At 46.2% G+C, this 25,116-nt stretch carries 23 protein-coding genes; 14 read left to right on the forward strand and 9 right to left on the reverse strand.

The features are described from left to right. Positions 1-35: 35 nt before the first annotated feature. Both J4N45_RS17645 and J4N45_RS17650 read right to left on the reverse strand, forming a co-directional pair. Positions 36-677, reverse strand: a complete 642-nt coding sequence (locus J4N45_RS17645) for a YjbF family lipoprotein (RefSeq protein ID WP_252012843.1) — start codon at positions 675-677, stop codon at positions 36-38. 131 nt (positions 678-808) lie between these two features. Then, positions 809-1,033: a hypothetical protein gene (locus J4N45_RS17650; protein WP_252012844.1), complete on the reverse strand. Its 225-nt coding sequence runs from the start codon at positions 1,031-1,033 to the stop codon at positions 809-811. Between the two features lie 433 nt (positions 1,034-1,466). Between J4N45_RS17650 and rfaD the strand changes: the two genes are divergently transcribed. The 9 genes from rfaD (at position 1,467) to waaA (ending at position 12,013) form a co-directional block, all read left to right on the forward strand. Continuing rightward, positions 1,467-2,408, forward strand: coding sequence for an ADP-glyceromanno-heptose 6-epimerase (gene rfaD / locus J4N45_RS17655; protein ID WP_252012845.1), 942 nt, complete (start codon positions 1,467-1,469; stop codon positions 2,406-2,408). 702 nt (positions 2,409-3,110) lie between these two features. After that, entirely contained in the window at positions 3,111-4,877 is a 1,767-nt protein-coding gene (locus tag J4N45_RS17660; RefSeq protein WP_252012847.1) for a bifunctional glycosyltransferase family 4 protein/polysaccharide deacetylase, read from the forward strand. 1 nt (position 4,878) lies between these two features. Next, positions 4,879-5,967 carry a glycosyltransferase family 9 protein gene (locus J4N45_RS17665; RefSeq protein ID WP_252012848.1) on the forward strand — a complete coding sequence of 363 codons (1,089 nt, stop codon included), beginning with the start codon at positions 4,879-4,881 and terminating at the stop codon, positions 5,965-5,967. Between the two features lie 5 nt (positions 5,968-5,972). Continuing rightward, the gene (gene waaF, locus J4N45_RS17670; protein ID WP_252012850.1) at positions 5,973-6,989 is read left to right on the forward strand and encodes a lipopolysaccharide heptosyltransferase II; all 1,017 of its coding nucleotides are present in this window, start codon (positions 5,973-5,975) and stop codon (positions 6,987-6,989) included. Between the two features lie 73 nt (positions 6,990-7,062). Beyond that, positions 7,063-7,902: a glycosyltransferase gene (locus tag J4N45_RS17675; RefSeq protein ID WP_252012851.1), complete on the forward strand. Its 840-nt coding sequence runs from the start codon at positions 7,063-7,065 to the stop codon at positions 7,900-7,902. Further along, positions 7,895-8,914 carry a glycosyltransferase family 2 protein gene (locus J4N45_RS17680; RefSeq protein ID WP_252012852.1) on the forward strand — a complete coding sequence of 340 codons (1,020 nt, stop codon included), beginning with the start codon at positions 7,895-7,897 and terminating at the stop codon, positions 8,912-8,914. Before J4N45_RS17675 ends, J4N45_RS17680 begins: the two co-directional genes overlap by 8 nt. Beyond that, complete coding sequence (locus tag J4N45_RS17685; protein ID WP_252012854.1) at positions 8,898-9,299, forward strand: GtrA family protein; 402 nt, start codon at positions 8,898-8,900, stop codon at positions 9,297-9,299. Before J4N45_RS17680 ends, J4N45_RS17685 begins: the two co-directional genes overlap by 17 nt. Positions 9,300-9,317: 18 nt before the next feature. Next, on the forward strand, positions 9,318-10,736 hold the full coding sequence (locus tag J4N45_RS17690; RefSeq protein ID WP_252012856.1) for a 3-deoxy-D-manno-octulosonic acid transferase: 1,419 nt from the start codon (positions 9,318-9,320) through the stop codon (positions 10,734-10,736). Positions 10,737-10,741: 5 nt separating this feature from the next. Beyond that, a complete protein-coding gene (gene waaA, locus J4N45_RS17695; RefSeq protein WP_252012857.1) occupies positions 10,742-12,013 on the forward strand; it encodes a lipid IV(A) 3-deoxy-D-manno-octulosonic acid transferase in 1,272 nt (423 codons plus the stop codon). A gap of 23 nt (positions 12,014-12,036) precedes the next feature. Here the strand turns inward: waaA and J4N45_RS17700 are convergent, their stop codons facing one another. The 3 genes from J4N45_RS17700 to J4N45_RS17710 all read right to left on the reverse strand — a co-directional run bounded on the left by J4N45_RS17700 (position 12,037) and on the right by J4N45_RS17710 (position 14,905). Further along, positions 12,037-12,858 (reverse strand): glycosyltransferase, encoded by an 822-nt coding sequence (locus J4N45_RS17700; protein ID WP_252012858.1) that lies wholly within the window; start codon positions 12,856-12,858, stop codon positions 12,037-12,039. Next, entirely contained in the window at positions 12,851-14,122 is a 1,272-nt protein-coding gene (locus tag J4N45_RS17705) for an O-antigen ligase family protein (protein WP_252012859.1), read from the reverse strand. The genes J4N45_RS17700 and J4N45_RS17705 overlap by 8 nt, the downstream gene beginning before the upstream one ends. A 93-nt stretch (positions 14,123-14,215) precedes the next feature. Continuing rightward, positions 14,216-14,905 carry a 3-deoxy-D-manno-octulosonic acid kinase gene (locus J4N45_RS17710; RefSeq protein WP_252012860.1) on the reverse strand — a complete coding sequence of 230 codons (690 nt, stop codon included), beginning with the start codon at positions 14,903-14,905 and terminating at the stop codon, positions 14,216-14,218. Positions 14,906-15,025: 120 nt separating this feature from the next. On the opposite strand from J4N45_RS17710, the gene J4N45_RS17715 reads away from it, so the two are divergent. Then, complete coding sequence (locus tag J4N45_RS17715; RefSeq protein ID WP_252012861.1) at positions 15,026-16,075, forward strand: glycosyltransferase family 9 protein; 1,050 nt, start codon at positions 15,026-15,028, stop codon at positions 16,073-16,075. Further along, positions 16,072-16,869: a glycosyltransferase family 2 protein gene (locus tag J4N45_RS17720; protein WP_252012862.1), complete on the forward strand. Its 798-nt coding sequence runs from the start codon at positions 16,072-16,074 to the stop codon at positions 16,867-16,869. Before J4N45_RS17715 ends, J4N45_RS17720 begins: the two co-directional genes overlap by 4 nt. 90 nt (positions 16,870-16,959) lie before the next feature. Here the strand turns inward: J4N45_RS17720 and J4N45_RS17725 are convergent, their stop codons facing one another. After that, on the reverse strand, positions 16,960-17,991 hold the full coding sequence (locus J4N45_RS17725) for a glycosyltransferase family 9 protein (protein ID WP_252012864.1): 1,032 nt from the start codon (positions 17,989-17,991) through the stop codon (positions 16,960-16,962). Between the two features lie 138 nt (positions 17,992-18,129). Here J4N45_RS17725 and coaD point away from each other — a divergent pair, with 138 nt between their 5' ends. Next, a complete protein-coding gene (coaD, locus tag J4N45_RS17730) occupies positions 18,130-18,624 on the forward strand; it encodes a pantetheine-phosphate adenylyltransferase (protein WP_252012865.1) in 495 nt (164 codons plus the stop codon). A 326-nt stretch (positions 18,625-18,950) separates the two neighbouring features. Next, positions 18,951-20,348, forward strand: a complete 1,398-nt coding sequence (locus J4N45_RS17735; RefSeq protein ID WP_252014715.1) for an ArnT family glycosyltransferase — start codon at positions 18,951-18,953, stop codon at positions 20,346-20,348. Positions 20,349-20,433: 85 nt separating this feature from the next. Here J4N45_RS17735 and pyrE read toward each other — a convergent pair whose 3' ends face one another. Beyond that, entirely contained in the window at positions 20,434-21,075 is a 642-nt protein-coding gene (gene pyrE, locus J4N45_RS17740; RefSeq protein ID WP_252012867.1) for an orotate phosphoribosyltransferase, read from the reverse strand. Positions 21,076-21,725: 650 nt separating this feature from the next. Further along, positions 21,726-22,442: a ribonuclease PH gene (gene rph, locus J4N45_RS17745; protein WP_234494980.1), complete on the reverse strand. Its 717-nt coding sequence runs from the start codon at positions 22,440-22,442 to the stop codon at positions 21,726-21,728. 151 nt (positions 22,443-22,593) lie between these two features. On the opposite strand from rph, the gene J4N45_RS17750 reads away from it, so the two are divergent. Then, a complete protein-coding gene (locus J4N45_RS17750; RefSeq protein ID WP_252012868.1) occupies positions 22,594-23,460 on the forward strand; it encodes a YicC/YloC family endoribonuclease in 867 nt (288 codons plus the stop codon). Between the two features lie 57 nt (positions 23,461-23,517). On the opposite strand, the gene J4N45_RS17755 is transcribed toward J4N45_RS17750, so the two are convergent. After that, positions 23,518-24,888, reverse strand: a complete 1,371-nt coding sequence (locus tag J4N45_RS17755; RefSeq protein ID WP_042476944.1) for an NCS2 family permease — start codon at positions 24,886-24,888, stop codon at positions 23,518-23,520. Positions 24,889-25,116 lie beyond the last annotated feature (228 nt).

Below are 25,116 nucleotides of genomic sequence, written 5' to 3' on the forward strand. Positions count from 1 at the left end.
TTCCTTGTTGGATCTAAAAGCTTTCGTTACGACGCTTACATCGAAGGGCGCTTTAATACGGTGAATTCTACTTTTGCCATATCTGGGCCTACGTAATTTATCGACTTGACTACTCTGTTTGACTTTGTGTCTCGCCAATATTGATTGGTGATAGTTGCATCGATGGCGTCAAAGCGAACTTGCTCTGTGTAGTTTTGGGTCTGATAGCTTGCTATAGGTGTGTTTACTTGCTCTAGGGTATCTTCAGTTCGGACAAGCGTTCCTTGATAGCCATACCGATAGTCTGGCATCCAGTCGTAGTTTACTGACCAAGACGAGTTTGTAATCTGAGTATGCGTAATACCTTGTAGATTGTTGTCATATAAACCGATGGTTTTCACCAGCCTTCCATCTTCGAAGATGAACATGGCTCGGTCTGAGGACATCCACTTGTACTGGGTTTTTCCTGTCGCGGGATTGGGTTCTGCGAATGCAAGCACAACAAAGATTTGGGCGCCATCGTTAATACGAAGGTAGGCGCTAGCGTATGGGAGTTCTTTAATTTGCTCTGCAGTCATCACAACATCGTCTGCTCCTAAGAAAGCTTCGGATAGCGTTGAATTAACATCTTGAAAGCGCTGTGAACAGCCACTAAGTGCGAGCAAGGCTCCAGCTAGAAGGGTAAGTTTGAGCTTCAATACAACATTCCGCGATAAACTGAGTTTTGTCTCTTCGAATCAAAAATCGAGAGCACTTCATTATTTTCTGTGCATTAAAAACAAAGCTTCTTTCACTACTAAAGCGTGAAAGAAGCTTGTCTAAATGACGGTTACTGGCCAGCCGTAACTGTCGTGGTTGTCGCTGTAGAATCTTCTGAAGACGCTACTGCAACTACCGCTACCGCTGCTGCTGCACCAACGGCAACAGCGCCAGTCACAGCACCACCAGCCGCAGCACCACCAGCACTCGCGCCAGCTGCTGCGCCTTCTGCTTCAGCAAACGCTGGTGCAGAAAGACCCGCTGCAATCGCCATGATTAGTGCGATTTTTTTCATGGTTATATCCTTTTTACTCAATTATCGATAATTCAGTGCATCTAGTTGAACACACTGACTTTCAATGTTAGTCCATTGTATAAAGCGTTGTAAATGAGATTTTTTTTACAGTTTGCTGACAAAAGGTAGTTTTTGAGCAGGTTGTCACGGTTCTAAGAGCGGTCCTGGGAAAAGGCGGTCCTTGGTCCTAGGTGTGGGGAGACCGGTTCTCGGTGTTTGAGTTGAAGGGGAATGTTGGTTTGGAAGGGAGGATCTTAGTTTTCATTTTTCGAGAGACAATTATTCACCGTATCCAAATAGCACCAAAAACAAAAGCCCCCGCTCTTAAACCCGAGGACCAAAGACCGAGGTTCATTCTCTACCAAGCTCTTACCCAGTCCCCCAAAATCTTATATACTCAATCCATTATCCTATTCAAATTGGAAGAGTTTTTATGATCATTGTAACTGGTGGTGCTGGCATGATTGGCAGCAATATTATCAAGGCGCTTAATGAGGCTGGCTTGAATGATATTCTGGTGGTAGACAATCTTAAAAATGGACGCAAGTTCAAAAACTTAGTAGACCTTGATATCACAGATTACATGGACCGTGATGACTTCCTGACGCAGATTATGGCGGGTGATGACTTTGGGCCGATTGAGGCGGTGTTCCATGAAGGCGCTTGTTCGGCGACAACTGAGTGGGATGGCAAGTATGTGATGCTCAATAACTATGAGTATTCTAAAGAGTTGCTTCATTACTGTCTGGATCGTGAAATTCCGTTCTTGTACGCTTCTTCGGCTGCGACTTATGGTGAGACGACGGTATTTAAGGAAGAGCGTGAGTATGAAGGCGCGCTGAATGTTTATGGTTATTCTAAGCAGCAGTTCGATAATTATGTTCGCCGTTTGTGGGCGGATGCTGAGGCGCATGGTGAGACGCTGTCGCAGGTGACGGGATTCCGTTACTTTAATGTTTATGGTCCTCGTGAGCAGCATAAAGGCAGCATGGCGTCGGTTGCGTTCCATTTGAATAATCAGATGAATGCGGGTGAGAATCCGAAGTTGTTCGCGGGTAGTGAGCACTTTATTCGTGATTTTGTTTATGTGGGTGACGTGGCGAAAGTGAACCTTTGGTTCATGGATAATGGCGTTTCTGGCATCTTTAACTGTGGTACGGGTAATGCTGAGAGCTTTGAGGCTGTGGCAAGTGCAGTGATTAAGCATCATGGTAAGGGTGTGATTGAGAATATTCCGTTCCCGGATCATTTGAAGGGTGCTTATCAGGAGTTTACTCAGGCGGATTTGACAAATTTGCGTGCGGCTGGGTGTGATGTTGAGTTTAAGACGGTTGCTGAAGGCGTGGCGGAGTATTTGGCGATTGTTAATGGGTGATAGGTAGAATGGTGTTGCGTATACCGTTCTTTTACTGGCGTTAGCTTTCACTAGTAGTGTCCTCTGTTTGCGTCATCCCCCATTTACGTCATCCCCTTGAAAAAGGGGATCCTATAAGGCGCGCGAAGAAGGTAGTTGCGCTGGGATTGTGGCGTAGTTGTTGAGTCCGGAGTGCGCTTTGGGAGATCCTCACTTTCGTGAGGATGACGGGGATAGGTTAAGATAGCGGTATGTTTTTTAGTGTATTGCTTCCAAAACGACAAAGACACTATCCCCCCCTACTGCGTCATCCCCTTGGAAAAGGGGATCTCATGAGGCGCGTGATGAAGGTAATTGCGCTGGGATTGTGGCGTAATTGTTAAAGACGGAGTGCGCTTTGGGAGATCCTCACTTTCGTGAGGATGACGGGGATAAGTGAGGATGATGGGAATAGGTGAAGATGGCGGTATGTTTTTTAGTGTATTGCTTCCAAAACGACACAGACAATCTCCCCAACTACGTCATCTCCTTGAAAAAGGAGATCTTGTGAAGCGCGTGATGAAGGTAATTGCGCTGGGATTGTGGTGTAGTTGTTGAGGGCGGAGTGCGCTTTGGGAGATCCTCACTTTCTTGAGGATGACGGAAAATAAGCGAGTATGATGAGATTAAGTAGGGATGACAGGGATAAGTGCGTAATCAAGTAATTAAAAGAGACAAATCATAATGAACATTCTTATGGCCCTGTCCCAGCTCGAAGTGACTGGGGCTGAGGTTTACGCTACTACGGTGGGTAATGAACTGACGGCTCGGGGTCATAATGTGTTTTATGTCTCTGATACCCTGACTAAGCCTCACGATGGTGAGTTTTTTTCGCTGCGGTTTAATAAGCGCAGTGTGCCTCGTCGTTTTTGGCATGTGGGGTATTTGGTTTATTTGATTAAAAAGCACAATATCCAACTGGTGCATGCTCACTCTCGAGCATCGAGCTGGAGTTGTCATGTGGCGTGTAAGATGACTGGCACGCCGATGGTGACGACGGTGCATGGACGCCAACCTGTGCATGCCTCGCGCAAGAAATTCCATGCGATGGGTGATAAAGCTCTTCCAGTGTGTGAAGCTATTCGGGACCAATTAAACAACGAACTCGATGTTCCATTAGAGCAAATGGAAGTCAGCCGCAATGGTATTGAAACTGATCGCTTCCAAAAAACCGCTGCTCCGACCAATCCCAAACCGGTTGTGACCATTGTTGGTCGTTTAACGGGTCCTAAAGGTGACTTGTGTTATCGCTTGCTCGATGAATGTTTGGATGCGACTAAGTATGATATTCGCGTCGTTACTGGCTCTGAAATGACCGAGCGGTTTGAGCAGTTCACCTCAACGGTTAACTTTGTTGGCTACACCAATGACGTGCCGAAAATGCTCAGTGAAGCGGACCTTGTCATTGGTGCTGGCCGTGTGGCGATGGAATCTTTGCTGTGTGGCAGACCGACGTTAGCGGTGGGTGAAGCTAGCTGTGTAGGCATTGTGGATGAAACCAATGTTGCTAAAGCGATGGCATGTAACTTCGGTGATATCGGCGCTAAAGAGATGAATATCGACTTCTCTACCATTACCGCATTGGTAGAGAAAGGCTTAAGCACGCCTCATTGTAGTGACGCCACCAGCCAGGTGATTCGCGATAACTACACGCTCACGAACATCGTCGATCAAGTTGAGCGCGTGTACCAAGATACCTATGTAGAAAAGCTTAGACGCGAAATGCCGGTGATTATGTATCACCGCTTTATCGATAAGGATGAAGATAAGAACGTCTTTGCGCCTTACATTCATATCGATATGTTCGATAAACACCTAGCGATGCTCAAAAAACAAGGCTTTGAAACCCTGACATTTGAAGACATTGCCGATGGTCGTACGATTCGACGTTTAGAGCCAGGCAAACGCTATATCATGATTACTGTCGATGATGGCTATGTTGATAACCTTGAGCTCATGCTGCCTGTACTGAAAAAGTATGGCTTTAAGGCGACCGTTTATGTTGTGACGGGTGAAACCTTTAATCGCTGGGATGTAGAGACCGAGCAGAAAGAACGTGAGCTGGATATTATGAATGCTGAGCAGGTTCGTGAGCTATCGGATTCTGGGTATGTTGAGATTGGTGGTCATACGCTGACTCACCCAAGACTCAGTACCTTGTCTTACGAGCAGCAAAAACACGAGATTGAGAACAACAAAAAAGAACTGGAGGCGATTATTGGCAAGCCTATGGTCTCTTTTGCCTACCCTTATGGCGACCATAATGAAGAGTCGAAGCAATTAGCGGGATCATTAGGTTACACCTACGCGGTAGCAACTGACTCGGGCCCACTAAAATTCCATCAAGATCGCTTCCAGATACGACGTATCGCCATCTTCCCGAAAACCGATGCGTTTGGTTTATGGCGCAAGGTTCGCGGCAATTATCTATTCAGAAAGGTTAAACAATAACATGCGACTTCTCATTTCTCGCCTACAGCTGTTGAGGGATAAAGTCCGTCGACAATTAGGGATTTTCTTGTTTGATAAACCCAGACCAGCAGTCGCAATAGATAAAGCGAACATCAAGCACATCGTATTCATGCGCACTGATGCTAAGCTTGGTGATACCTTTGTTTCCTCATTTGTTTTTGACGATATCAAAGCCCACGACCCAAACATCAAGATTACTGTGGTGACCACACCAAACATGAAATCGTTGTTTTTGGACCACCTTGGTGCTGACCAGGTCGTGACACTTAAAAAGCGCCCTAGTTACACAGAAATAACCAAAGCATGTATCGAAATAGGCACCTGCGATGTTTTGGTATCCCTTAACTTGAATCCAAAAATGAAGGACTTGTTCTTTCTAAAGCAGTGTAAAACCAAACACATCGCTGGCCTTTATGACTCACTAAAAACCATCGACATCAAGCTTGGTGAGAAAACCCAGACACACCACTTTGCCGATCGATTCGCTATCTTGTTGGAAGAGCTCGGGATAGCGGCACATCCACGGCACTATATGATTCCAAAAACGCCAGAGTCGCAACAAACCGCTGCCCGTTTTATTGAAGTACACAAGCTTACTCGCTTTGCCATCATCAATGCGCATGGTAGTGGCAGTGCACGCCGATTAAATGCGGCATCTGTGCATCGCCTTGTTGAGATTATTCAGAACAAGGATGCGTCTCTTCCGGTGATACTATTATCGTCACCAGAGACCTTTCAGCAGACTGAAAAGTTCATCTCAGAACTTAATATTGATGCGATACATTACGATATCAGTAAATCGATCTTCGATGTAGCTAGCCTGGTAGCCAAGGCTGAGTGTGTGGTGTCTGTCGACACGGCCATTGTTCATATGGCTTCGGGCTTGAATATCCCGCAGCTCGCGTTTTATAACGACGACCCGGCCAACTTTGCCCAGTGGCATCCAAACTCTGAACTCGCACTCACAAGTACTGTGCCTGTCATCAATGCAGTTCCGGATATAAATGGGCTAGACTGGCAAGATGTAGAACAAAAACTCGCGCAGCTCATTGCGAAAACTAAAGACTAGTAATTATGAAGATTCTTGTTATCGGCCCCTCTTGGGTGGGCGATATGGTAATGTCGCAAAGCTTATATAAAGCACTGAAAATAAAGCACCCTCAAGCAACCATTGATGTTCTCGCACCGGCATGGTGTAGACCTATCCTTGCACGCATGCCTGAAGTGAACCGTGCTATCGACATGCCAATTGGTCACGGATCTTTTGACCTCAAAGGGCGCTGGAGAATTGGGCGTGAGTTAAAAGCCGAGGCTTATACTCACGCCTTCGTACTGCCCAACTCTGCGAAATCAGCCTTGATCCCGTTTTTTGCAGGGATTCCAAATAGAATAGGTTGGAAAGGTGAGATGCGTTATGGCCTACTGACGGATCTTCGACCGGACAGGCGTTTGTTCCAATACTATGTTGAGCGGTTCGTTGCCTTGGCAAGTGACAAATCAGCGATGAAGCAAGAAGTTCAACTTGAATCTTGCCCTCGCCCTACTCTCGTTGTCGATACGCAAGCGCAAGCTAGCACCTTCGAGAAATTCAACCTAACCAGTGACCGCACTATCATAGGCATGTGTCCTGGTGCTGAGTTTGGTCCTGCAAAACGCTGGCCTGACAAGCACTATGCAGAAGTGGCTCAGCATGCCATAGATAACGGACAGCAAGTGTGGCTATTTGGCTCTGCGAAAGACAGAGAGGTAACCGAAAAGATTCGCTTGGCACTAACCGAAGAGGCACAAGTCTATTGTCATAATTTGGCAGGTTCTACCTCATTGATTGAGGCCGTCGATCTACTCGCTGCTTGTGATACCGTGGTGTGCAATGATTCTGGTCTGATGCACATTTCAGCGGCAGTAGGGACAAACGTCGTGGCAATCTATGGCTCGAGTTCACCAGATTACACGCCACCGCTAACCGACAAGCTGACTATGGTGCATACCGATATTGAGTGCAGACCATGCTTTAAGCGTGAATGTCCCCTAGGCCATATGAACTGTTTGAATCAATTGGGGTCTGACCAAGTAATTAAGCACCTCCGGTAGTGACTCAAATTGCATTAGTGTAACTTGAGTGGACTGCTAGGTTTGAAAGCGGCAGGTTTAAACTAGCGTTACTATGGCAACAACCCAAAAATCCTTGCAGTCTATTGAGGTCATCATTACGACATACAACAATGTCCGTGATATGCGAATCGCTCTTGAAGGTTATTTACGACAAACAGACTCATCATTTTCACTGTGCATTGCCGATGATGGTTCGGGACCAGAGATCAAAGCACTGATTGAGGTCTATCGTGCTCTAGGGTTATCCATTCGTCACATCTGGCAGGTTGATGATGGCTACCGCCGAGCCTTGATTCTCAACAAAGCCATAGCCAGTTCTGCTGCCGACTTCATCGTAATGACCGATAACGACTGCATTCCCTCTCAGTATTTCATTGCAGACTATCGACGCGTGATGTCATACGATTCGATGTTTTTTGGGCGACGCGTTGATTTACCCGGCGGTGCCAGCCAATTAATAAGAGATGGCAAAGTGTCATTAGCGAGCATCGAACAGTCATGGTGGCTTTTATCTCAAACATTAAAGGGGTATTTAAAACGCCCCGAAATTGCAATCCGGTTCCCCGATTTCATAGTAAAGTACTGGAATCGTAAGCCAAGAGGGGCAATTGGTGCTAATCTTGCTGTTCCCCGTGAAGCCCTGCTGAAGGTAAATGGCTTTGACGCCGACTATCAGGGTTATGGCATGGAAGAGACAGATTTAGTTTGGCGACTCGAACAATTTGGATTGAAAATACAAACCATGCTTGGCCGTTGTGCTTTGTTTCATTTGTATCATCCAGAAAAAACACAGCTCGATACTGCCACTGAAATGTTTGAAGCTAAGAAAAAACAAAAACGTATTTACTGCCTAAATGGCATTGAGTCGATGGAGACCCAACACAATGACTAACGCCCCTACAATCTCAATTGTTTGCCCTTGCTACAACGAGGAGCAGGTAGTTGGGCTATTTATGGAGCGCATCAGCGCCGTACTGGATAGCACATCGTACAGCTATGAGATCATCCTCATCAATGATGGCAGTAAAGATAATACACTCGCCACGATTAAAGAGCTGCAGACACAATACTCGAGCATTCGCGTAGTCAACCTCTCTCGTAACTTCGGTAAAGAAGCTGCCCTTACTGCAGGTATCGACCTCGCTCGCGGTGAAGTAATGATCCCGATCGATGCGGATCTGCAAGATCCCCCAGAGCTTATTCATGATTTCTTGCGAGAGTGGAAAAAAGGCTTTGACGTGGTCGTAGCAAAGCGTGTCGACCGCAGTACCGATACATGGGCAAAAAAACTCACAGCTGAACTGTTCTACAAATTCCACAATGCGGTTGCTCAGGTAGAGATCCCTGAGAACGTGGGTGATTACCGTCTTATCAACCGTCGCGTCGTTAAGGCAATACAACTACTTCCTGAGAATCAGCGCTTTATGAAAGGGATTTTCTCGTGGGTGGGCTTTAAGACCTCGGTTGTTGAGTACAAACGTGAAGCTCGAGAAGCAGGTGAGACCAGTTTTAATGGCTGGAAGCTGTGGAACTTTGCCCTCGACGGTATCACCAGTTTTAGTACCGCACCACTGCGTATTTGGCTTTACATCGGGTCATTTATCTCGGCATTGGCGTTTGTTTACGGCAGCTTCACTGTCGTGAAAACCTTGATTTACGGTATCGATGCACCTGGTTACGCCTCTTTGATTACCGTTATGCTCTTTCTAGGTGGCGTACAGCTCATTGGTATTGGTGTGATGGGCGAATATATCGGGCGCCTCTATATGGAATCTAAACGACGACCAACTTATATTGTCGAAGAAGACAGCTATATCGAGAAGACTGATAACATTCATCGCAGCGAACAGACAAGCAAGCTAGAAAAAACCAACGATGGCGACGACCATGACCCAGCTGCTTGATCGTTTGCTACAGTATCGACTGGTTCGCTTTGCATTAACAGGCGGTATTGCTACCGCTATTCATATTGCTGTTGCCTTTTTGTACCTGCACCTTATCCAAGATAATGTATTTCTCGCGAATGTGTTTGGCTTTAGTTTGGCGTTTATCTTCTCGTATTTTGCACAAACACTGCTGGTATTCAAAAACTCGGTAAACTGGGGGAATGCGCTGCGTTTCTTTATGGTTCAGTTTGGTGCATTACTGGTAGCCCAAGGGATCAGCGAGATTTTCTCTGATATCAACAGCTATTTACGAGTCATCATGGTGGTGTTTATCCTGCCTATCGTGACATACATTATCCACAAGGTGTGGACCTTCTCGGACACACAACCTCCTCAACAATAAATAATAGAGAGTAAAAGGATGTCGTTGACCTCTAGGGCTGATAGCGCGTTTCATTGGCTATATTCGTTAGGCTTTTTCATCGGGCTCGGTTTTTGTTTCCTATACGCACAAAACCAGATTCTCACTGGTGACCAAACTCAGATGCTCTACAAGGGCTACTTGGGGGCTTATCAAGGCACCTGGCTAAACTTTGGTAACGCAGCCAGTGCGGTGGGTAATGTACCAGGCTCACTATCTACCTGGTTGATAGGGGGACCTCTGCTTATCTGGGACTCACCCTGGTCGCCTATGGTATTACTGATAGCAATGCGTGTTGTTTCTCTGATACTTCTTGATAACGTCATTAAAAACACGTTTGAAGATGAATACAACAAGCTCGCAAGGCTGCTATTTTTAGCTCTGTACTGGCTAAACCCTTGGTTCTTGTACGACAGCTTGCTCTATAACCCTTCTTACTTGTGTCTATTTGCTGCAATGCATCTTTGGTCCGCAACTAAGATGCGTGAGCATAAGTCTTTTGGGTACACCTTTATTCATGTGTTGTCTATCGGTCTCGCGATGCAGCTTCACTACTCATGGCCAATTCTAGCGGTTATTTCGGTGTATCTCTTCTATCGCAACATGGGCCACATATCTTGGGCTGGAGCCATTGCCGCCGTGCTTGCCCTAGTAGCTTCACTGATCCCGTATTTTCAAGAGTATGCTGTAAACGAGTCCATCTCTCGTGAGAGTGACCGCTACTTTGGCTATGGCCTAGTTCACGTTTACCCAGTTTTAAAAGCTCTGCTTTATTGGCTGCGCTATGGCTCTATGCTGTTCTCCAACAAAGTGATTGCGTTTGGCGAGTTTGATTGGCTTACCAATATTGAATGGATTAAAGTCACTGCGCTTGGCCTCTGGAAAACTCTGATTTTCTTGATTGGTGGAATCAGTGTTGTGGTATCTGCGCGTCTAAACTGGCTGTGCTGGCAACGTATCAAACCGCTGATACGTCGCTCAAACGATGTTATTTCTTCTGTATCTTGGATTGAGCTTTATGCATTCAGTGCCGTCATTGGAGTGTTGATTAGTGCGGCTTTGTCCCCTATTACCTTCTCTTACTGGCACCTGATCATGGTCTATCCGTTTGCTATCATCCCTATTCTGTCTGGGATTTTGCGCTTTCTGACTAATCAACCTCAGGGAGTTAATCGCTCCGAAGCAGTTGAAACCCGCTTCACTCGTTTTGTTGCTCGTTATTCAGTGACCCGCAAGATTGCTGAAGTGTTCACAGATTCACACAAGCTGCGCCTCATGTTAGTCGCAAGCTTTGGCTATTTATTGATACTCAATCTTTTAGCCTCACAAGATAGTCTTAAGTTCTCTTATCAAAGCGACTACGTGTCACAAGTAGAGAGCTACCTACACCAAGAACAATTGCTTCCAAGAGGTCAATAACTGAGATGCTACGCCTGCTCTACACTTTAGTTCTGACGCTTGTTGCCCCGCTATTTCTATATGGTTTGTTTAAGCGCAAGCAAGGGAAACCGAGTGTAGACGGGCGTTGGAAAGAACACTTTGGTATCACTCCAGACATATCGCGAACCAAAGGCCAGCCTGTAATCTGGTTTCATGCCGTATCGGTAGGTGAAGTGATTGCTGTTAGCCCACTTGTTCGCCGTTACGCTAATACGAATCCAAGTCATACCATTGTCATCACGACCACGACACCCACCGGTGCCGAGCAAGCGAGCAAACTCGCTGATATCGCTCAGCATCGCTATATGCCGCTCGACTTTGCCTTTGCCGTAAGAGGATTTATCAAGCGAGTTAAACCCAACAAGCTCATGATTGTAGAGACAGAGCTTTGGCCGAACACGCTTGTGACCGTCAAACATGCCAGTATTCCTATTACTGTGATTAATGCTCGCCTCTCTGAACGTTCTTGCCAGAACTACGCAAAAGTCAGACCCTTCTTTTGGTTAGCCGCTCAGCATATCGATACCTTGTGTTGTCAGTTTGCTGAAGATGCAGAGCGCTTTATTCGCTTAGGTGTGGATAAAAGTCGCGTCTCGGTCACCGGCTCGGTCAAGTTTGATATCACGGTAGACCCAGATATCAAAGTGCAGGGTGACGAACTGAGAGCAATGCTGGGAGCTTCAAGATTGGTTTGGATTGCAGCCAGCACCCACGAGGGCGAGGATGAGAAGGTACTGTCTGCTCATCAAGCGTTGCGTAAAGTTCAACCTGATGCTCTGCTGGTGTTGGTACCTCGCCACCCAGAGCGTTTTAATCAAGTCGAACGACTTAGCACTGAGTTCGGTTTTTCTGTCGAGCGGAAGAGTCTTACCCACCAGCCAGTTTTATCCAGCACGTCAGTGTTCTTAGGCGATACTATGGGTGAGATGATGACCTACCTAGCAGCAAGCGATCTCTGCTTTATGGGTGGAAGCTTGATTGGAAGTAAAGTGGGAGGACATAACATTCTTGAGCCAGCCGCTCTTGGCGTGCCCTGCATCACTGGGTCGAGTTACTTCAACTTTACTCAAGTTGTAGAACAGATGCTGAGTGCTAACGCGATTGAGGTGGTCAGTGATGAATACCATCTTGCTCAAACACTCGAATCCTTGATACAAAACCCTCAGCGCGCCGACGATCTTGCGCTTTCTGCGAAACAGGTGGTAAATCAGAGTCAGGGCGCTATCAATCGCACTCTTGAAATGATGGGGAGCTAAGCTAGCTGCCCATCATTTTCTGACTACTCATCGTCTAGGCTATCGATGCCAAAGTCTGTGTAGGCTTTCTGCTCTTTTCGAACCAATGCAAACAGTTCGTCATTTACAGGCAACCTTGGTAGCTCTTTATGGTAGATGTGGACTTGTGTTGCTTTATAAAAACAACTGTGGATTTCAACATCTATTAGCTGGAGGCGGTAGTCGACATCACTGTCCTCTCCAGTACCCGCCGCCTCATAACGCATGTCAAAGCCATTGATTCGTAATAAATCCTGCTTATGAATAGAAAAGTTACAGCCAACAATGCCTTTGCCTTGCTTTTGTAACTTATTACGCAACCAATCATTTTTGATACGGTAGCCCTTCTCTACGTTTTTACCTTTCCCGCGAAGCCCATCAAATACCATGGTCGCAAAGTTCTGCTCAACAAAGCGCTCGGGAGTATCACATTCCACCAGCAGTTTGCTGCAACGCGGTGATAGGTCAGCGCGTCTACCATTCACACAGCGGTTCAGTTTCGCTTCGCTTAAATGATCTTCTACAAAATGTCGTTGCGGAACGCAATCACCGTCAATAAAGATGAGGTAATCACTTTGACTTGCTTTGACACAAAGGTTTAAACAGCGATTCTTTCTAAACCCTGCATCTTCATGCCAAATATGCTTGATACTTAGCGGGGAGGCCTCTATTCGTTGTTGTAATTGCTCAACAACCTCTGCTCTAGAGCCATCATCAGCCAATATCACCTCAAAGTTTTGCTCGGTTTGCCCTTCTAATGCTTTAAGCACTACCGAAAGCACATCAAGGTTGTTATAAAAGGCAATGATCACTGACGCTTTATACATGTGATTGGCTCTCTTTCTTTAATATCGCATCACCAAAACGCACCGCAAGCACACACATAAAGGCGGCCATCAGCGTTTGGTAGTTGAGTTCGTTGCTGTAGAAAATACCGCAGATCAGGTAGGACATAGCCACTAATAAAGCAGACTGGTACCAAACATTGCTCGGCGAGAGTCTCACTCGAGACAACAGGGCTTTCGCTGCGTAGTATCCGCTGATTGCCAAGCCGACAAGGTATACTAGCCCCATTCGGTTGATCACATTTAATAACGCATTATGGTGATCAGTCGTTGAGGCTTCGCCACTCGATAATGTCATCATATCGTTGTATCGGTCCGTAGAGTGTAAAAACGCTTCGAACGTTGACTCTAAGTTTTCGAACCCACTACCGAACAATACTGACCTAATATCGTGTGTAAGATTGTATTGGAAAAACGCTAATGCGTTTATCCATATGTTAATACGGCCTAAATTGGATCTATCTGTGAAATCAAAAATCGATTTCAAGCGAAGAATCGTATATTCAATGAGTGTTGGCACAGAAAGGTAAATAACACCAATCAAGACGACAAATAACACTAAAAATGGTACCAGCAAGCGGCGATTAAACAGGACGAAATACACTCCTGTCATCAGAATGGTGGCTAGTAACGGCGCTCTAGACCCCGACGTTAGCAAAGCAACAATCGCAAATATATAGCCGGCAATAAACAACCATTTCGATGCCTTCGATTGGGTGCTAAACAGAAGTGGTGTCATCAACACGAGAAAGTAACAAATGAACTCCCCCCAGCGCCCCATATCCCAAAAACTGCCGACTCTAAGCAGTGCTCCTTGAGCTCCTGCAGCGTACACTTGAGACCATGAGTAGATTGAATAGCTACTCGCTATAATTGTACCCAAAACGAGAGCATATAACGCTCTTGTCCTCACGCTTTCATATTGAAGAAACAGCAGGCTGATAGGCAAGACTAAAAGCAAACTGCCTTTACCGGCATAATCTTTCAGACTAGCGACACCACCATAGGAAAACAGCGAGCATACCGCCCCAAGAACAATTAAACCTAGTATCGCTTTGGTCAAATTGCTCATCTGAGAAAAACGAAAGTGCTCTCGATTGGTTACCCAGAAGGACAGAAATGCAAGCAGTAAAAGCACTGAAAAGATGCTAAGGCCTGCTTTAGATACAGCTAAAGACAGGGCAAGCCCTGCGATACTCCAGCTAGCTAACTTAAAGCTATAGCTTGATTGTTCTATCTTTGTCACTTCACAATTCTCAGTTTTACTGCTCATTTGGGCGAGCATAATAGCAAAACTCTATACGCAAACCCACTCTTACACCTTGATTAATGGTCGGGTTTAACCCTGAATATGTATAAAATTATCGGGTTTGTAATAGATCCCCTTACGTCTCACCTCTTTCTCGAATGAGCGTTTTAATCGGTCATAGTTTGTTTGTTTCCAATCATTTCCATTCTGTTGATGGCATTTATCGAAATCGATGATCCAAACATCACTTGAGTCATCTATCAGTATATTGTGGATATTAAGATCGGTGTGGTTTACTTGCGCATCGTGCATTTTTCGGATCTCTTGGCCGATCTTTTGATACATATCATTAGGCAGAGGGCCTTCTTCTAAGATAGCTACTAAATCTCGTGCATTGTGTACTTTCTCTGTTAATAAGTCGGCGCGATAAAATACACCTGTCTTTACCGCTCTCGCGGCAATAGGACGAGGTACGTTCACACCAGCGTCTATCAATGAATGCAACAATTGAAACTCTTGGTAGCAGCGTGTGTCATCCCAACCTGAAAACCAATACTGATCTTTAACAAGTTTGCCAAATAACCCACCTCTACGATAATGACGCAGCGCGGCAGCGAGGGTATCAGTCTGCACAAACCAAGTAGTCCCACGACCCTCCGCTTTACCGATGACTCGACCTTGAAACTGCCAATAGTTAGGATCGAATACCTTTTGCACCGGCTCTTGCAGCAACTCTTCGTCAAACCAATATTTGGTATTGTTCTCAGCAATTGTTCTCACATTCACATCCCTAACTTGTGTATCTATCTAGAAGTTTTCACCTGCTTTCCATGTTTCTGATTTTACATTCAAACCGCCCCCCTGCATAATCTTTACATCCGTTCTTAGCGTTGCGATTTTATGGCACTTTTTGAGACCCCCCCTCAATCTATTTGTATTCTCCGCCTATCTGCCATTGGTGATGTCTGCAATACCATTGCAGCTGTGCAAGCCATTCAAACCTATTGGCCTGAGACAAAGATTACGTGGATCACAGGTAAACTTGAGGCAAAGCTTCTAGAAAGCGTTACCGATATCAACATCATCGTATTTGATAAAAAAGCGGGTTGGAAAGGCTATCGACAGCTATGGAAGCAGTTAAATGGTCAGCGTTTTGACGCCTTGCTTCACATGCAATACGCATTTCGAGCCAGCATTGCGACAATGGGTATCAAAGCTACATACAAGCTTGGTTTTGATGGCGAACGAGCACAAGACTTCCAGGGACTGTTTACGAACGTAAAAGTGCCCTCCCCAGAAAAAATGCACGTTCTCGATGGCTTAATGGCCTTCACTGAATCACTCGGCATCCCTGCTACAACCCCATCTTGGTTGCTTCAGTATCATGAAGACGATCAAGAATGGGCAGCGCAATATTTGCAAGAAAAGCCTAACCTAGTGATCGTTCCCGCCGCCAGTAAGGGCTATAAAAACTGGACGGTAGAGGGATACGTGGCAGTGATTAACCATGCCAAAGACCTCGGCTGGAACGTCATATTGGCAGGCAGCCCAGCAAAAATCGAGGTTGAACTTGGTGAAAAGATTGAAGCAAGCTTCACAGACCCTATTATTAATCTGATTGGTAAAAGCAGTTTACTGCAAATGCTCGCTCTGCTTGACCAAGCAGATTTAGTGATCGCGCCAGATACTGGCCCTTGTCATATGGCCAATGCCATGAAGACACCGGTTATCGGGCTTTATGCGCACCACAACCCATTACGAACCGGTCCTTACAACTATCAAGAGTACGTCGTCTCAGTCTATGAAGAAGCCATCATGGCTGAGACTGGAAAACCAAGCCAAGAGCTAGAATGGCGCACCCGAGTGAAAGATAAATCCGCCATGCAACGTATCCAACCACAGCAAGTAATCGACATGTTCGACCTTGTTTGTCACGAGGAAAAACTATGACATCACCATCCACATCTCATCAACAGCGAGCATCCATCGCAGCGATTATCATTACTAAGAATGAAGAGGCGTCGCTAGAAGAGTGTTTGCAAAGTGTCTCTTGGGTTGATGAAATCGTTATTGTCGACTCGGGAAGTACGGATGGCACTCAACAAATCGCAGAAAAATATGGTGCGAAATTCTTCATTAACAACGAGTGGCCGGGATTCGGTAAACAGAAACAGTTAGCGCAATCTTATACCGACTGTGACTGGATATTAGCGCTGGATGCAGATGAGCGTATTGATGATGTGTTGCAGCAAGAGATTCAAACAATGCTACTCGCCTCACCGAAGAATACGGTGTTCAGCCTTAATGAACTCACTTGGGTCTTTGGGCGCTTCTTAAAGCATTCTGGTTGGTATTATCATCATGTTCGCTTATATCCAAACGCGCTGACACAATATAACGATAACCTGGTACACGAGTCCGTCATTATCCCTGATGGAGTCAAAACCGAGCGACTTAAGGGTGACATTCTTCATTACTCTTACAAAGACATGGAGCACTACCTGGTGAAGTCGGCAAGTTATGGCCGAGCATGGGCTGATCAAAAGCAGAAGCGCGGTAAGTCGGCCTCACTCTCGCAAGCAATACTGCATGCGTTAGGGTGTTTCTTGAAGATGTATATTCTAAAACGCGGATTCTTGGACGGTAAGCAGGGCTTTTTGATCGCGATTCTCTCAGCACACTCGACGTTTATTAAGTACGCAGACCTTTGGGCAAGAGCGAACGATAGCCAGCAAAAATCGTAGAGCATCACTCGCTGTATCCAAACTTTGAAAGCAAAGGGCTCTGTCTAAACGAAGCTATGTATCCACGGACATAGCCTCTTGGCTTTTTCATTAGATAATGCCTTTCCACCACGAATTGACATCACGAGCACAAGCACTCACATCAATTCTAGACATATCATCTTGGCTTACCTTGTCCTCAGACTGGGGCGGACAAAACGCGATATGTCGACCTTCTGAGTTTAAGGTTTTCCAGCGTAACGGGGTCGCTGAGCGTTTCGCAGGGAAGAAGCCGACCGTAGGAACATCGAGTGCCGCTGCAATATGAAGCGGTCCAGTTGAGCCAGCAATGAAAAGACTTGCGCAAGCAAGCGAGCAAGAGAAGTCGACCAGACCATCATTATTATCGTAGATCACGCTTGGTAAGTCGCTATCTGTGAGCATTGACTGTAACTCTCGCGCTTTTTCTTCTTCACCCGGCCCTGCAGTTAGCACTAGCTCAAAGTCCTCTTCTAGTCCGCTTAGCAGTGAGCAGTACTGTTGCAAGCTCAGGTTATTAGCAGAACCACCGCTACCAGCATGGACGTACAGCCATGGCTTCGCTTTATTGAGCCCTAACTGCTGTGATAGTTTCTCTTTTTGTTTGGCGAGTGAATCGAGTGAGAAAGAAAAGTAAGGCGTTTTAGGCTCTACGATTTCGACAGACTGGTCGTTTAAAAATGCACGGATCAGATCTAAGTTGTACTCAAATTCCGGTTTTGCACTTTGTGAGCGCTTTTGTTTGATACGTTTATTATAGAAAACCTGTGCAAACTTGGTCGCTGGCGCTAGTCGATAAGGAATCTTTGCCCTCAATACGAGCAAGGCATTGTAAGTATCAGAAAACAGGTTAATAGACGCATCAAAGTTTGCACTTTTTATAGTGCGGACCAGAGCCTGCTGAGTCGCTTTATCCGCTTTTTTACCTGCATCAATAATTACTTCATCAATCCAAGGGCAAGCCTTGGCAAGTGCTGCGGTGTAACCAGGGACCAATGCGGTAATACGACAGTCTGGCAAGGACTGCTTCAACATTGCAAAGCTTGGCCAGGCAAGCATGAAGTCACCAATCTTGTCATTACGCACTACGAGAATATTCTTCATCCTACTCATTGTTTCCACTCAGTTAAGCCAACCACTGATGATAGCAAGTCCACCACATAATGATAACTGTTGCTTACCTCTTTGTTCCTGTCTATAACATGGTAGACTTATGACCAAAACTCGACAAAAGAGAATACCGTGAGCCCTAAACGCCTATCCAGAGTCATTTACCCTGGCACATTCGATCCCATTACTAATGGTCATCTCGATCTTATCGAGCGCGCATCGACCATGTTTGATGAAATTATCATTGCGATTGCGGCCAGCCCAAGTAAGAACACGCTATTCACATTGGATGAACGCGTGGCGTTTTCTCGTCAAGTCACCAGCCACCTTTCCAATGTAACCTCTAAGGGCTTTTCAGGTTTGCTAGTTGACTTTGCCAAAGCAGAGCAAGCCAACGTATTGATCCGTGGTCTACGTACAACCGTCGACTTTGAGTATGAGTTCGGTCTTACCAATATGTATCGCCGTTTGCTGCCTGGGTTGGAAAGTGTGTTTCTTACTCCTGCCGAAGAGCATGCCTTTATTTCTTCTACACTAGTACGTGAAGTGGCAATTCATGGTGGTGACGTGACTCAGTTTGTTCCGCCGATTGTGGCCAGTGCTCTAGAGTCTAAAAAAATCGTTTAGCTATCCGTGCTTTTATAGCTCGAACCAATGTCATCAGTGAGGCTCTTTTTGATGCTTTATGTGTCAGGTCGTCGATAGACGTTTAAATAAGTTACTCACTGACACAACAATCTATTTCGAGCAAATTTAATACTGTCCACATTGCCTCTTTCGACATAGAATGCACGACTTGCTTTATTACTGAGCGTGAAATTGATGCGTGCTCATTGAGCGTATGAAACGATTACGCTTTAGGATGGTCTTAGACACCATGAACCATTATCAGAACTCGTCGTCAAACTCAATTTAGACACCTTCTGTGCCTTACTTGTTAGGAGTAAAAGATGATTAATAAAGAACGCACACTTTGGATTTTATTGATAGGTGCGTTACTTATCCGCTTACTGTCATTGGGCTTTTATCCTTTGATGGATACTACGGAATCTCGCTATGGCGAGATGGCACGCTTAATGGTCGAAACCGGAAACTGGCTAACGCCTCTTTTTGATTATGACGTTCCTTTTTGGGGCAAGCCACCTCTATTCACTTGGATGAGCGCCATCAGTGTCGAAATGTTCGGCCTGTCTGAATTTACTTTGCGTTTGCCACACTGGGCTGCTGGTGTACTTGTCGTATGGCTGTCGGCTTGGTTTGCGAAGAAAAATGGCTATAACCCATTAGTCGCAGCCGTTGTTCTCTCAACCACGCTAGTGTTCTCTATCTCAGCTGGTGCAGTCATGACGGACATGGCTCTGACAGTTGGCCTAACAATGGCGATGGTAGGTTTCTACCAATGCTGGCTGGGTACAACATTCTGGGGCTATGTCGGCTTTGCGGGTCTAGCCGTCGGGCTGCTTGCCAAAGGCCCCGTAGCTATCGTGCTATTTGGTCTTGGTGTGTTCCCGTGGATGGTGCTTCAACACGGTATTATTGGTGCATTTGTTGAGCTTTGGCGTCGATTCCCACTTATCAAGGGAACACTGCTAATGCTAGCGATCGCACTGCCATGGTATCTAATGGCCGAGCGTGCAACGCCAGGTTTCCTCGACTACTTTATTGTTGGCGAGCACTATAAACGCTTTGTAGAACCGGGGTGGGAAGGCGATCTCTATGGTTCTGGGCATCAGGAGCCTAAAGGGAAAATTTTCTTCTTTTGGCTACTGGCAGTACTGCCGTGGTCTCTGATTTTGCCAGTGGTTATGCTTGTGCGTGCGAGATATGGCTTAGAACAAGCAAAGCAAAACAACGGTTTTACTAGTTTTGCTCTTTGGTGGGCACTGTCACCGCTTATTTTGTTCACGCTGTCGAGCAATATTCTGCCAACGTACGTTCTACCGGGCACGCCTGCTGTCGCCATTCTATTGGCGATTTTCTGGAAGCAGAAAGATATTATTTGGATGTCTATAGCAGCTTTAGTCGTGCCAGTTGCTCTTATTGCTGCAACTTGGCTACTTCACACAGGCCAAGTTGCCGATAATAGTGATAAATCCATCTTTCAAGAGATTGACCTTTCTGTGCCAACATACTATCTGGAAAATCGCTCATACTCTGGTCAGTACTACAGCAACGGTCAGGCCAAAGCGATCAATACTCTTGAAGACATTAGGCAGAGAGAAGATTTCTATATGGTAGTTCTTAAAGAGTGGCAAGAACGATGGAAAACTATCGCGGGAGACGAAGTGACTTGTAGCGAGCCACTGGCTGAGAGTGACTCTCGTGTTGCGCTACTTTGCCAATTTAAATGATTCGTCAAGCAATACGAAAAGTAGATTGAAACCATAAAAAAGACCCACAGCAAGCTGTGGGTCTTCTATTTCTGAGACTAGGTGATTAGATACCGTAAGACGCTCGATACGCTTTAACTGCCTCTAAATGCTCAGTATTACCACCTTTCTCTTCAAGGTAAGTAATAAGGTCAGTCAGGCTTACGATTGAAATCACTGCGCAGCCAAAGTCGCGTTCAACTTCTTGAATCGCAGATAGCTCACCTTTGCCTTTTTCTTGACGGTCAATAGCAACTAGTACACCCGCTAGGTCAGCGCCGTTTGCTTTGATGATTTCCATTGACTCACGAATCGCAGTACCTGCCGTGATTACGTCATCCACCAGCATAATACGACCTTCAAGTGCGCTACCCACTAGGTTGCCACCTTCACCGTGGTCTTTCGCTTCTTTACGGTTAAAGCAGTAAGGAGTGTCGATGTCGTGGTGATCAGCGAGTGCTACCGCTGTTGTTGTTGCGATTGGAATGCCTTTGTAAGCTGGGCCAAATAGCACGTCAAACTCAATGCCAGAGTCTGCTAGTGCTGCTGCGTAGAAGCGACCCAGACGAGCCAGATCACGACCTGTATTGAAAAGCCCAGCGTTAAAGAAGTACGGGCTTTTACGACCAGATTTAAGGGTAAACTCGCCAAACTTTAGGACTTCTTTCTCTAATGCAAATTCAATAAATTCACGCTGGTATGCTTTCATTTTATCTCTCTCTTTAATTTCATTCACAATGTACATCGCGTCACCCACGCGGTACATCTGTCATCCCCTTGAAAAAGGGGATCTCGTGCAGCAAGTGACTCACATTATTTGAGCACAGTACTTGCTGACGAAGATCCTCACTTTCGTGAGGATGACGGGTTGTTTCGGCTTTTAACGTGCACTTCGTTCAACGTAGTACACTCGTCATCCCCTTGAAAAGGAGATCTCGTGCGGCAAGTGACTCACATTATTTGAGCCCGATACTCGCTGCTGAAGACCCTCACTTTCGTGAGGATGACGGTATTTTTGAGTTTTAATGTACTCTACATTCAACGCACATACTCGTCATCCCCTTGAAAAAGGGGATCTCGTGCAGCAAGTGACTCACATTATTTGAGCCCGATACTCGCTGCTGAAGATCCTCACTTTCGTGAGGATGACGGGCTATTTCGGTTTTTAATTTACTCTGCATTCAACGTAGTACATTCGTCATCCCCTTGAAAAAGGGGATCTCGTGCGGCACGTGACTCACATTATTTGAGCACAGTACTTGCTGACGAAGATCCTCACTTTCGTGAGGATGACGGGTTATTTCGATTTTTTAGTGTGTCCTGCACACAAAAAAATAGCCCCCTTACGGGAGCCATCAATCAATCTTCTAATGCCAGCTTCTGAGCTGCTACGATCTCGGTAATGCCTTTCTTCGCTGACGCCAGTAGCGCCATTAACTCATCGTGGCTAAACGGTTCGCCTTCTGCGGTGCCTTGGATTTCGATCATGCGACCATCTTCAGTCATCACAACGTTCATGTCGGTATCGGCTGCCGAGTCTTCGGTGTACTCAAGATCACACAGTACGTCTTCACCAAGAATACCTACAGATACTGCCGCAACGTGGCCTTTCATTGGATTCGCTTTTAGCGTGCCTTTTGCTACAAGGTGAGCAAATGCGTCTGCCATTGCAACGCTAGCGCCTGAGATCGAAGCGGTACGAGTACCACCATCCGCTTGGATAACGTCACAGTCGACTGTCACCATGATTTCACCCATGGCTTCTAGGTCTACGACTGCACGTAGGCTACGAGCGATTAGGCGTTGGATTTCCATGGTGCGGCCGCCTTGCTTGCCACTTGCCGCTTCACGGCGCATTCTTGAGTGCGTTGAGCGTGGTAGCATGCCGTATTCAGCGGTTACCCAGCCTTTACCTTGGCCTTTTAGCCAGCGAGGTACATTCTCTTCCACTGTTGCGTTACACAACACTTTGGTATTGCCGAACTCTACCAGCACAGAGCCTTCTGCGTAAGCGGTATAGTTGCGAGTAATTTTTATTGGGCGCACTTGGTCTGCTGCGCGATCATTTGGACGCATGGACATTACCTTTGTTGGGGAAGCGAATTTGGTTGGGCGAAGATTATAACGGAGAAGCGAGTATGGGTCTAGGTTGTGTGACTTCGATTCGAGCTCTGTGCTACCATGAAGACAGTTTGAACACATTTATTGAATCCAAGGGAATCATTTCATGATCTACAGCATGACCGCGTACGCGCGCAAAGAGGTCAAAGGTGACTGGGGTAGCGCAGTATGGGAAATCCGCTCTGTAAACCAACGTTATCTCGAAACATACTTCCGTCTTCCTGAGCAGTTCCGTGGTCTTGAACCTGTCCTTCGTGAGCGCTTCCGTAAGCGTTTGGCACGCGGTAAGGTCGAATGTCACCTTCGCTTTGAAGCAAACCCTGCAGCGAAAAGTGAGCTGAACATCAATGAAACACTCGCTAAGCAAGTGATCGGTGCAGCGAACCAGATTATGGGGCTCACTGGTGAGCAAAACCGCATTAACCCATTCCAAGTCATGCAGTGGCCAGGTGTGATGGAAACGCCAGAGCAAGATATGGACACCATCAACAAAGCACTGCTAGATGGCTTTGAGGGTGCACTGAGTGACTTCATCGAAGCGCGTGGTCGTGAAGGTGAAAACATGAAGGCGTTGATCGTTCAGCGTTTAGATGCCATCACAGAAGAAGTGGTGAAGGTTCGCGCTCGCATGCCAGAAATCATCGAATGGCAACGTGAACGTCTACTGGGCAAATTTGAAGAAGCCAAGATTGAGCTTGATGCCTCTCGCGTTGAGCAAGAGTTGATTCTTCTGGCGCAAAAGTCTGACGTAGCAGAAGAACTGGACCGTCTAGATTCTCACGTTAAAGAAACCAACAGCATCATGAAGAAAGGTGGTGCTGTCGGTCGTCGTCTCGACTTTATGATGCAAGAGTTTAACCGCGAGTCGAACACGCTAGCGTCTAAGTCCATCAGCACGGATATCACCGCATCAGGTGTTGAGCTTAAGGTGTTGATTGAGCAGATGCGTGAGCAGATTCAGAATATTGAGTAATGCGGACGCAATAAAAAAGCAGGCTTGATGCCTGCTTTTTTTGTCTCTGAAGTTGAGTTATAGCAACACCAAGTAAGTCATAAACAGCGCCGACAGCACATAGATCACCGGGTGAACTTCTTTACCCTTGCCTGCCACTACCATACTAAATGCATAACTGATAAAGCCCATCGCCATACCGTTTGCTGGTGAGAAACTCAGCACGGTAAACATAATGGTAAAGAAGGCAGCGATGCGCGACTCTTTTTTATCCCACTTAATATCGCCAAGGCGACCAATCATATAGATACCAACGACTACCATCGCTGGTGCCACCATTGCCGCAGAGAACAATGAGAATAGCGGGTATAGGAATAGAGACACAAAGAACAAACCGGCTACTACAACTGCCGCTAGACCCGTTTTCGCACCTTGAGAAGACGCGATACCCGACTCAGAGAATGCTGTAACCGACGTTGTGCCAAGCAGCGAACCCATTACAGTACCACCTGCATCTGCAACGAGCGCTGAACGAGCATTTGGCACCTTGCCGTCTTTGTCGATGATGCCAGCGTCACGGCCCACACCAACAATCGTGCTCAAGCCATCAAAGAAGTCGACAATTAAGAAGATAATCACGATGAACAGTAGATCGAACATCTTCTCTGCTGTTAGACCAGAGAAATCAAAGATCGCACCAAAGCTACCTGCCATGCTTGGTGGCATCGCGACGAGCTGATCTGGAATTGGTGCGTTGCTTGTGCCCATAAAGGTGTCAGCAAGTATGGTTAGAACGATGGCCGATATGAACGAGATAAACGTCGCCAACTTGATATCGCGAACCATGCAACCCAGCGCAATAAAGATACTGATGTAAGCGATCATAACCTGAGGGTTCAGGATATCGCCCATGCTCACCAAGATGATTGGGTTTGAAACGATGATACCGGCGTTCTTAAGTCCCAAGAAGGCGATAAACAAGCCGAGCGATACGGTAATCGCCAGCTTTAGGTCTTCTGGAATCGATTCGATCATTGCTTTACGGATCTTAGTCATTGATAAGATCAAGTAGATGATGCCCGAGAAGAAGATACCCAGTAGCGCTTCATGCCAAACCAGAGCCACTGAGCCGCTAAGAAGCATGCCTTTAAAGAAGCCATTCATGCTCATACCAGGTGCAAGCATCACTGGGTAGTTACCAAAGAAACCCATAATTAGAGTCGCAAATGCCGCAGCTAGCGCCGTTGCAGTGAATACCGCGCCGCGGTCCATGCCGGGAATGTCACCCAAGATGGCTGGGTTCACCGCTAAGATGTAGCTCATCGCTAGAAACGTAATAAAACCTGCGTATACCTCGGTGCCGATCGTAGATTTACGCTCGCTCACCTTGAAGGTAGCTTCGATAAAAGAGGGGTTGGCTTGCCTTTGGCCAGCTAATTCTGCACTCACAGTGGAACCTTTAAAGATAGAAATGACGGAGACGCAAACGTATGCGCGACAAAAATAATGGCGCGAATTTTAATCAGCCAGAGAAATAAATCAATGTTTTTCTTGTTGGTTTTTATCGCTTAAAAAACAAAACCTTGATAAATAAGCAAACGTTTGCCTTAAATGTTACCTGCCAACTCTCGGTACCTACCCTACGCGCCTTATGCAAGTCCTCACATCAAAGAGAAG

Origin of the sequence: Vibrio sp. SCSIO 43140 (genome assembly GCF_023716585.1) — a bacterium.
GTDB classification, from domain to species: Bacteria; Pseudomonadota; Gammaproteobacteria; order Enterobacterales; family Vibrionaceae; genus Vibrio; species Vibrio maritimus_B.